Annotated in this window: 7 protein-coding genes; 4 read left to right on the plus strand and 3 right to left on the minus strand. The window is 59.8% G+C overall.

The window, feature by feature from the left end; translation table 11 throughout:
• The first annotated feature begins 238 nt into the window (after positions 1-238).
• The 4 genes from potA to potD are packed head-to-tail and all read left to right on the plus strand — an operon-like array spanning position 239 to position 4,041.
• Positions 239-1,375, plus strand: a complete 1,137-nt coding sequence (potA, locus tag CWM57_RS06040) for a spermidine/putrescine ABC transporter ATP-binding protein PotA (RefSeq protein WP_074386312.1) — start codon at positions 239-241, stop codon at positions 1,373-1,375.
• Entirely contained in the window at positions 1,359-2,216 is an 858-nt protein-coding gene (potB, locus tag CWM57_RS06045) for a spermidine/putrescine ABC transporter permease PotB (RefSeq protein WP_008806020.1), read from the plus strand. The genes potA and potB overlap by 17 nt, the downstream gene beginning before the upstream one ends.
• Positions 2,213-2,998, plus strand: a complete 786-nt coding sequence (gene potC / locus CWM57_RS06050) for a spermidine/putrescine ABC transporter permease PotC (RefSeq protein ID WP_074386314.1) — start codon at positions 2,213-2,215, stop codon at positions 2,996-2,998. Before potB ends, potC begins: the two co-directional genes overlap by 4 nt.
• On the plus strand, positions 2,995-4,041 hold the full coding sequence (gene potD / locus CWM57_RS06055; RefSeq protein ID WP_008806018.1) for a spermidine/putrescine ABC transporter substrate-binding protein PotD: 1,047 nt from the start codon (positions 2,995-2,997) through the stop codon (positions 4,039-4,041). Before potC ends, potD begins: the two co-directional genes overlap by 4 nt.
• Positions 4,042-4,086: 45 nt before the next feature.
• Here potD and CWM57_RS06060 read toward each other — a convergent pair whose 3' ends face one another.
• The 3 genes from CWM57_RS06060 to tkt form a co-directional block, all read right to left on the minus strand.
• Positions 4,087-5,811, minus strand: a complete 1,725-nt coding sequence (locus CWM57_RS06060) for an aldehyde dehydrogenase family protein (RefSeq protein WP_100675759.1) — start codon at positions 5,809-5,811, stop codon at positions 4,087-4,089.
• On the minus strand, positions 5,808-7,436 hold the full coding sequence (locus tag CWM57_RS06065; protein ID WP_100675760.1) for a long-chain fatty acid--CoA ligase: 1,629 nt from the start codon (positions 7,434-7,436) through the stop codon (positions 5,808-5,810). Before CWM57_RS06065 ends, CWM57_RS06060 begins: the two co-directional genes overlap by 4 nt.
• 237 nt (positions 7,437-7,673) lie before the next feature.
• Positions 7,674-9,277, minus strand: a 1,604-nt coding sequence (gene tkt / locus CWM57_RS06070; RefSeq protein WP_100675761.1) for a transketolase, incomplete at its 5' end; no start/stop codon positions are given.

Below are 9,277 nucleotides of genomic sequence, written 5' to 3' on the forward strand. Positions count from 1 at the left end.
GTGACAACATTATTCATAAGCCAGAAAAGACAAATATTGCGTCAGGTCATTCTTAGCCCGTAAAGCGAAATTTAATAACGGAACCGACGTTATGGTGTAAAGGTAGACTATGCAGGCGTATCAAGGATTGGCGATTACCCTCGTTTGCCGTAGAATGCTGGCCCTTATTAAAAACGTGCAACCCCAAAGGTGGTTAATCACAAACCCCGCAGCGGTCGGAAGTTTCCGTTGCGTCTACATGGGACAGAGTCAAAAATTGAATATACAACCGCGTTCGCGTTCGCCGCTGGTGCAACTGGCGGGAATTCGCAAGAGCTTTGATGGTAAAACGGTCATCGATAACCTTAACCTGACCATCAACAATGGTGAGTTTCTCACCCTGCTTGGCCCCTCTGGCTGCGGTAAAACCACCGTTCTGCGCCTTATCGCCGGTCTGGAAAACGTCGACAGCGGACGGATCCATCTCGAAGATCACGATATCACCCATGTCCCGGCGGAAAACCGCCACGTCAATACTGTCTTTCAAAGCTACGCCCTGTTTCCGCATATGACGGTATTCGAGAACGTCGCCTTTGGCCTGCGGATGCAGAAAACCCCGGCGGCGGAAATCACCCCGCGGGTTCTGGATGCCTTAAAGATGGTGCAGCTGGAAGACTTTGCCCAGCGCAAACCGCACCAGCTCTCCGGAGGCCAGCAGCAGCGCGTGGCCATCGCCCGCGCGGTGGTTAACAAACCGCGTCTGCTGCTGCTCGATGAATCCCTTTCGGCGCTGGATTACAAGTTGCGCAAGCAGATGCAGAACGAACTGAAAGCGCTGCAGCGTAAGCTCGGGATCACCTTCGTCTTCGTGACCCACGATCAGGAAGAGGCCCTGACCATGTCCGATCGCATCGTGGTCATGCGCGATGGAAAAATCGAACAGGACGGTACCCCGCGAGAGATCTACGAAGAGCCGAAAAACCTGTTCGTCGCCAGCTTTATCGGCGAGATCAATATCTTCGACGCCACCGTGATCGAGCGCCTCGACGCGCAGCGCGTGCGCGCCAGTGTCGAAGGACGGGAGTGCAACATCACCGTCAATTTTGCCGTGGAGGCCGGCCAGCGTCTGCACGTCCTGCTGCGCCCGGAAGATCTGCGCGTCGATGAGATCCACCACAACAGCGACGCCGACGGCCTGATCGGCTATGTGCGCGAGCGTAACTATAAGGGGATGACCCTTGAGTCGGTGGTGGAGCTGGAAAACGGCAAAATGGTGATGGTCAGCGAGTTCTTTAACGAAGACGACCCGGATTTCGACCACTCTCTTGATCAGAAAATGTCTATCAATTGGGTGGAGAGCTGGGAGGTGGTGCTGGCCGATGAAGAACTCCAGTAAATTCCAGAATGTGGTGATCGCCACCATCGTCGGTTGGCTGGTGCTGTTTGTCTTCCTGCCCAACCTGATGATCATCGCCACCAGCTTTCTGACCCGCGACGACGCCAACTTCGTCAAGCTGGTCTTCACGCTGGACAACTACTCGCGGCTGCTGGATCCGCTCTACTACGACGTGCTGCTGCATTCGCTGAACATGGCGCTGCTGGCGACCCTCGCCTGCCTGGCGCTGGGCTACCCGTTTGCGTGGTTCCTTGCCCGGCTGCCGCAGAAGGTGCGCCCCCTGCTGCTGTTTCTGCTGATCGTCCCCTTCTGGACCAATTCGTTGATCCGTATTTACGGGCTGAAGATTTTCCTCAGTACCAAAGGCTATCTGAACGAGTTCCTGCTGTGGTTAGGGGTGATCGACACGCCGATACGCATTATGTTCACCCCCTCGGCGGTGATTATCGGTCTGGTGTATATCCTGCTGCCGTTTATGGTGATGCCGCTCTACTCCAGCATTGAGAAACTGGATCGCCCGCTGCTGGAAGCGGCGAAAGATCTCGGCGCCAGTAAGCTGCAGACCTTTATCCGCATCATCATCCCGCTGACTATGCCGGGGATCATCGCCGGCTGTCTGCTGGTGATGCTGCCGGCGATGGGGCTGTTCTACGTTTCCGACCTGATGGGCGGCGCCAAGAACCTGCTGATCGGCAACGTGATCAAGAGTCAGTTCCTGAATATTCGCGACTGGCCGTTCGGCGCGGCTACCAGCATTACCTTAACCCTGGTGATGGGCCTGATGCTGTTGATTTACTGGCGCGCGGCGCGCCTGCTGAATAAAAAGGTGGAGCTGGAATGATTGGTCGACTGCTGCGCGGCGGCTTTATGACCGCCATCTACGCGTATCTCTACATCCCTATTATTATTCTGATCGTTAACTCGTTTAACCGGTCGCGCTTCGGTATCAACTGGCAGGGGTTCACCACCGACTGGTATAGCCTGCTGATGAACAACGACAGCCTGCTGCAGGCCGCCCAGCACTCCCTGACCATGGCGGTGCTGTCGGCAACCTTCGCCACCCTTATCGGCTCGCTGACCGCCGTGGCGCTGTACCGCTACCGCTTTCGTGGCAAACCGTTTGTCAGCGGCATGCTGTTTGTGGTGATGATGTCGCCCGATATTGTCATGGCCATCTCCCTGCTGGTGCTGTTTATGCTGATTGGTATTCAGCTTGGTTTCTGGTCGCTGCTGTTTTCGCATATCACCTTCTGCCTGCCGTTTGTGGTGGTCACCGTGTTCTCCCGGCTGAAAGGCTTTGATGTGCGGATGCTGGAGGCAGCGAAAGATCTCGGTGCCAGTGAGATGACCATCCTGCGCAAAATCATCCTGCCACTGGCGATGCCAGCGGTGGCTGCCGGATGGCTGCTGAGCTTCACCCTGTCGATGGATGACGTGGTGGTCTCTTCGTTCGTGACCGGTCCAGGGTATGAAATCCTGCCGCTGAAGATCTATTCGATGGTCAAGGTTGGCGTTTCGCCTGAGGTGAACGCCCTGGCCACGATTCTGTTGGTTCTGTCGCTGGTGATGGTCATCGCCAGTCAGTTAATTGCACGTGATAAAACTCAGGGGACGTTAAAATGAAAAAATGGTCACGCCACCTGCTCGCAGCCGGCGCTCTGGCAATCGGCATGAGCGCCGCGCACGCGGACGATAGCAAAACGCTCTATTTCTATAACTGGACCGAATACGTACCGCCGGGCCTGCTGGAGCAGTTCACCAAAGAGACCGGCATCAAGGTTATCTATTCGACCTATGAGTCGAACGAAACCATGTACGCCAAGCTCAAGACCTATAAAGACGGCGCGTACGACCTGGTCGTCCCGTCGACCTACTTCGTCGACAAGATGCGCAAAGAAGGCATGCTGCAGAAGATCGACAAGAGCAAGCTGACTAACTTCAGCAACCTCGATCCGCAGATGCTGAACAAACCGTTCGATCCGAATAACGACTACTCCATTCCCTATATCTGGGGGGCGACGGCTATCGGCGTCAACAGCGATGCGATTGACCCGAAAACCATCACCAGCTGGGCCGACCTGTGGAAACCGGAATACAAAAGCAGCCTGCTGCTGACCGACGACGCGCGCGAAGTGTTCCAGATGGCGCTGCGTAAGCTGGGTTATTCCGGCAACACCACCGACCCGAAAGAGATTGAAGCCGCCTATAACGAGCTGAAAAAGTTAATGCCTAACGTCGCGGCGTTTAACTCCGATAACCCGGCGAACCCGTATATGGAAGGCGAAGTGAACCTCGGGATGGTATGGAACGGCTCGGCTTACGTCGCCCGCCAGGCCGGTACCCCGCTGGAAGTGATCTGGCCGAAAGAAGGCGGCATCTTCTGGATGGACAGCCTGTCGATCCCGGCGAATGCCAAAAACGTCGACGGCGCGCTGAAGCTGATTAACTTCCTGCTGCGCCCGGATGTCGCCAAACAGGTCGCGGAAACCATCGGCTACCCCACGCCAAACCTGGCGGCGCGCAAAATGCTCAGCCCGGCAGTGGCCAACGATAAATCGCTCTATCCGGACGCTGCGACCATTGAGAAAGGCGAATGGCAGAATGACGTCGGCAGCGCCAGCGCCATTTATGAAGAGTATTACCAGAAGCTGAAAGCGGGCCGCTAATCCCGCAGGGCGGAACCGCGGTTCCGCCTTTTTTTTGCTCTCACCTTATCCCCTCAGCGCGCGCCAGAGGATCGCCGGCAGCTTGCGCCAGCGCGGCCGATGATAAAAATCCACCAGCTTCTGCGCCACCGCTTCCTGCCCCCGGTGGGTAATAAACCAGGGCGGCAGGGGCATCAGCGTCAGTTCGCCATGCCATAGACTGCGCGGAAACGGCCGAAACGGCGCCTCAATCACCGTGCGCTCGGTTTTCTCCAGCATAAAGCTGTTATGCACCTTGCCCCGCCCGCTCTGAATATCGTCGAGCGTGTGGCCGGGAAACGCGCCCCACGGGCAGGGGGCTAACAGGAAGGCCACCCCGCTCCAGCAGTTGATCGCCACCGTGCCGTAGCGCAGCTCAGCGATTAACGCGTTAAAACGCTTACGTCCAATCGCTTTGCGGGTGCGCGGGTGGATCACAATATTGGCCCCCAGCGTGCCCTGCAGCCGCTGATTCGCATAGCCGATCGCCTGGCGCAGAAAGCTTTCCGCACTGTCGGCCTCAAGACGAGTGACCGACAGCCCCGGGCCAAAGACCTCCTGCTGACAGAACGCCGGGTCATCCTCGGTGTTCGCCACAATCAACGGCAGCGCGTCGCCACGCGCTATCTCCAGCGGCTGACGGGCGCGCAGGCGAAAGTCGGTCAGCCGTTTTTCAGCGCCGGGGTAGTAGTCCGGGCGGGTATTCGTGGCGATCAGTCGGTACAGCTGATTCAGCAAGCCCGTCGCTGGCTCCCAGCCCTGCTGCAGGATCAGCACCTGGCTGGCCACGCAGTTAAACCCGCCGTTGTTCATCTTCTGCGTCGCCAGCTGCTGCGCCTGAAACGCGATATCCGCCTCGCTCCACGGCCCCGGTACGATAATGGTAGGGCTGACGCCGCCCAGCTCCGAGGTCACCCGACGCGGGTTCAGCGGCGTCCCGGCGGCCCGACGCTGGCGAGCCGCTTCACCGTCGCCCCAGACGATGGCGTCATGGGTCTCGCGTGAGCCGGTGATATGGATCTCGTCGACGGCGGGATGGGTGGTCAGCCACGCTCCCGCCTGGGCGTCGCCGGTGACGATGCGGAGCGCATCCATGGCAATCAGCGGCGCCAGGGCCTGGGCCAGCAGATCGTGCAGATAATCATTCACCGGGTTGAGCTTCAGCAGGCAGACCTGATTTTCAATAAACAACTTGTGTAGCACATCCAGTGGCGCAATCGAGGCCACATTGCCGGCGCCAAGCACCAGCGCCAGCTTGCCCTGCCGCGCGGCCGGCGGGATGTCGTATGCCCGCGCCGCATAGCGGTCGAGATGGGCCCGGGTGACGCCTGGCTGCATCCATATCTCAGCGCGAATGCCGGAGAGCAGCAGCCGATCCCAGAGCGTGCCGGGCACCACCCGCAGCGCCAGGCGGCCATCCGCCAGCGTCCGCAGCGGGATCCGCCGCAGAAAGGTCTTCTCTTCCAGTTGCTCCAGGGTGGCGATAAGCCCGTTGCAGCCGACCATTAGCGCGCAGGGGCCCGCCAGCCACTCCTCCCCCGCCAGCGGATCGCCCGCCGGCAGCCCTTTGGCCGCCGCCGCCGCGGCCACCCACGCCGGGGCAACGCCGGCCAGGGCATCCTTGATCTGACGCAACAGCGCCAGACGACGGTTCACCGAGGTTTCCGCCCAACGCTGGCGCGCCGCCGACAAGGCGTGCAGGGCAGCATCATACTGAGAGCAGGTCGTCAGACCGGGTCGCGCATGGCTCATTTTCCCTCACTCATTAAAATCTCTCCATAGGCCTGGCGCAGCTGATTTTTGAGCACCTTACCCGTGGCGCTGACCGGTAGCGCGTCGACAAATATCACCCGGTCCGGGATCTGCCACTTTGGCACCCGCGTCTCAAACCAGGTCAGCAGATCGGTCTCTTCCACTTCGCCCCCTTCCGCGCGAACGCACAGCAGCACCGGCCGCTCGTCCCAGCGCGGATGACGGGCGGCGATGGCCGCCGCGCTGCGCACCGCCGGATGCGCGATGGCGATATTCTCCAGCTCAACGGTGGAGATCCACTCGCCACCGGACTTGATAATATCCTTTGCCCGATCGCAGATCACCAGATAACCATTGGCGTCGAGCGTACCGATATCGCCAGTATCAAACCAGCCTGCCGCGGTCAGGGCGCTCGCGTCCTGACCATAGTACTGCTCCACCACCCAGTGCCCTCTGACCTGCAGATACCCCTGACTTTGACCATCCCGGGGCAACGGTTCGCCATCCACGTCTGCTACCTGCAGTTCGATGCCGAAAATGGGCCGCCCCTGACCGGCACGCTGCTTTTGCTGCTCCTGCACCGGGAGCGCATCATGTTTGCTCAACGGCGTGTTGATGGTGCCGATGGGCGATGTTTCGGTCATTCCCCAGGCGTGGGTCAGCGCAATGCCGTAATCACGCTGAAAGGCCTCGGCCATCGACGGCGGCAGCGCGGAGCCGCCGACCAGCGCACGTTTAAATTCAGGCAATCGGACGTCTGTCCGGCGCATCGCCGCCAGCAAGCCGGCCCAGATCACCGGCACGCCAAACCCCACCGTTACCTTCTCGGCGGCCAGCAGCTGCAGCAGGCTGTCGCCATCGAGCTGCGGCCCCGGCAGTACCAGCCGCGCGCCGACCATGGCAGCGATAAACGGCGTCCCCCACGCGTTGACATGGAACATCGGCACCACCGGCAACAGGCTGTCCTTCGCCGATATGCCGGCGGCGTCCGGCTGGTTGCCGCTCAGGGCATGCAGGACCAGCGAACGATGGGTATTCAACACCCCCTTCGGCCGGCCGGTGGTCCCCGACGTGTAGCAGAGCGAAGCTGGGGTCAGTTCATTGAGTGTCGGCCAGCGATAGTCTACTGTCCCCTGCTGCAACAGATCGTCAAAAAACAGCAATGAGGGCAGCTGGCTGAGCGCCGCTTCGCTGCGGGGTTCCATCAGCACGATGTGTTTCACCGTCGGCAGCTGCGGCAGCAGCTGCGCCACCAGTGGCAGAAAGGTCTGGTCAAAAAACAGCACTTCGTCGGCAGCGTCGTTGAGGATATACCGCAGATGGTCAACCGACAGCCGCGGGTTGACAGTGTGCGTCACCCAGCCGCCGGAGGCGACGGCAAAATAGATCTCCAGGTGGCGGCGATTATTCCATGCCAGGGTAGCGCAGCGGGCGCCTGGCGGCAGCCCCAGCGACGCCAGCGCCGATGCCAGCCGCCGAGCACGGCAGGCCACCGCCCCCCAGCTGCTGCGCTCCTTCTCACCGCCAGTACTCACCGAGACAATCTCGGTCTCGCTGTGATATTGCGCCGCATGGCCGAGCAGCGCGGCGGTGGTGAGATCCTGATAAATCATCGGTGACGGCATTACGGGGTCTCCTTTACAGACTTCCGGCAGGGAACAGGGTCGCGGCGCGATCGTGCGGGCGCCTATTGAATCTGGTCTACATTTGCCGGTCTGCACAAAAAAACGTACAGAAATCAGCGGTCACGCACAAAATAGAGTGAGAAATGATTCAGGAGGAAAAAGACGAAATCATAACAGGCAGGTCATTGCTCTGGGCGGGTATCGCCCGGCAGCGGGCCGGGCGATAGCGGCGGGGATTTACAGCAGCGCTTTGGCTTTAGCAACCACGTTGTCGACGGTGAAACCGAACTCTTCGAACAGCTGCTCAGCCGGCGCAGACTCACCGAAGGTGGTCATGCCAACGATCGCGCCGTTCAGGCCAACGTATTTGAACCAGTAGTCAGCGATACCGGCTTCTACCGCAACGCGGGCAGAAACGGCTTTCGGCAGTACGGATTCGCGATAAGCGGCATCCTGCTTGTCGAACGCGTCGGTGGACGGCATGGAGACCACGCGCGCCTTCACGCCTTCGGCAGTCAGTTTGTCCCACGCGGCAACCGCCAGCTCTACTTCTGAACCGGTGGCGATGAAGATCAGCTCCGGCTGGCCGGCACAATCTTTCAGCACGTAACCGCCGCGAGCGACGTTTGCCAGCTGCTCTGCGGTACGCTCCTGCTGCGCCAGGTTCTGACGGGACAGAATCAGCGCGGTCGGGCCGTCGTGACGCTCTACGCCATATTTCCACGCAATCGCGGATTCAACCTGGTCACACGGACGCCAGGTGGACATGTTCGGGGTCACGCGCAGGGAAGCCACCTGCTCTACCGGCTGGTGAGTCGGGCCGTCTTCGCCCAGACCGATGGAGTCGTGGGTGTAGACCATCACCTGACGCTGTTTCATCAGCGCGGCCATACGTACCGCATTACGCGCGTATTCCACGAACATCAGGAAGGTGGAGGTGTACGGCAGGAAACCGCCGTGCAGCGCGATACCGTTGGCGATAGCGGTCATACCGAATTCACGCACGCCGTAGTGAATGTAGTTACCGGCAGTGTCTTCGTTGATCGGCTTAGAACCAGACCACAGGGTCAGGTTGGACGGCGCCAGGTCAGCGGAGCCGCCGAGGAATTCCGGCAGCAGCGGGCCAAACGCTTCAATCGCGTTCTGCGATGCTTTACGGCTGGCGATTTTCGCCGGGTTCGCCTGCAGCTTCGCGATGAACTCGTTAGCTTTGGCGTCGAAGTCAGACGGCATCTCACCTTTCATACGACGGGTGAATTCGGCTGCTTCCTGCGGGAAGGCTTTCGCGTAGGCAGCAAACTTCTCATTCCATGCGGCTTCTTTTGCCTGGCCAGCTTCTTTTGCATCCCACTGCGCATAGATGTCAGACGGGATGTCAAACGGCGCGTGTTTCCAGCCCAGCGCTTCGCGGGTCAGCGCGATTTCTGCGTCGCCCAGCGGTGCGCCGTGGGAGTCATGGGTACCGGCTTTGTTCGGCGAACCAAAACCAATGATGGTTTTGCACATCAGCAGGGACGGTTTGTCGGTGACCGCACGCGCTTCTTCAACCGCGCGTTTGATGGCGTCAGCGTCGTGACCGTCAACGCCGCGCACCACGTGCCAGCCGTAGGCTTCAAAGCGTTTCGCGGTATCGTCGGTGAACCAGCCTTCAACGTGGCCGTCGATGGAGATGCCGTTGTCATCATAGAAGGCCACCAGTTTGCCCAGTTTCAGGGTACCGGCCAGGGAGCACACTTCATGAGAAATGCCTTCCATCATGCAGCCGTCGCCCATGAAGGCGTAGGTGTAGTGGTCGACGATGTCGTGTCCCGGACGGTTGAACTGCGCCGCCAGAGTTTTCT

The sequence above is a fragment of the Klebsiella sp. G-Nf4 genome, from assembly GCF_002810615.1.
GTDB classification, from domain to species: domain Bacteria; phylum Pseudomonadota; class Gammaproteobacteria; order Enterobacterales; family Enterobacteriaceae; genus Klebsiella; species Klebsiella variicola.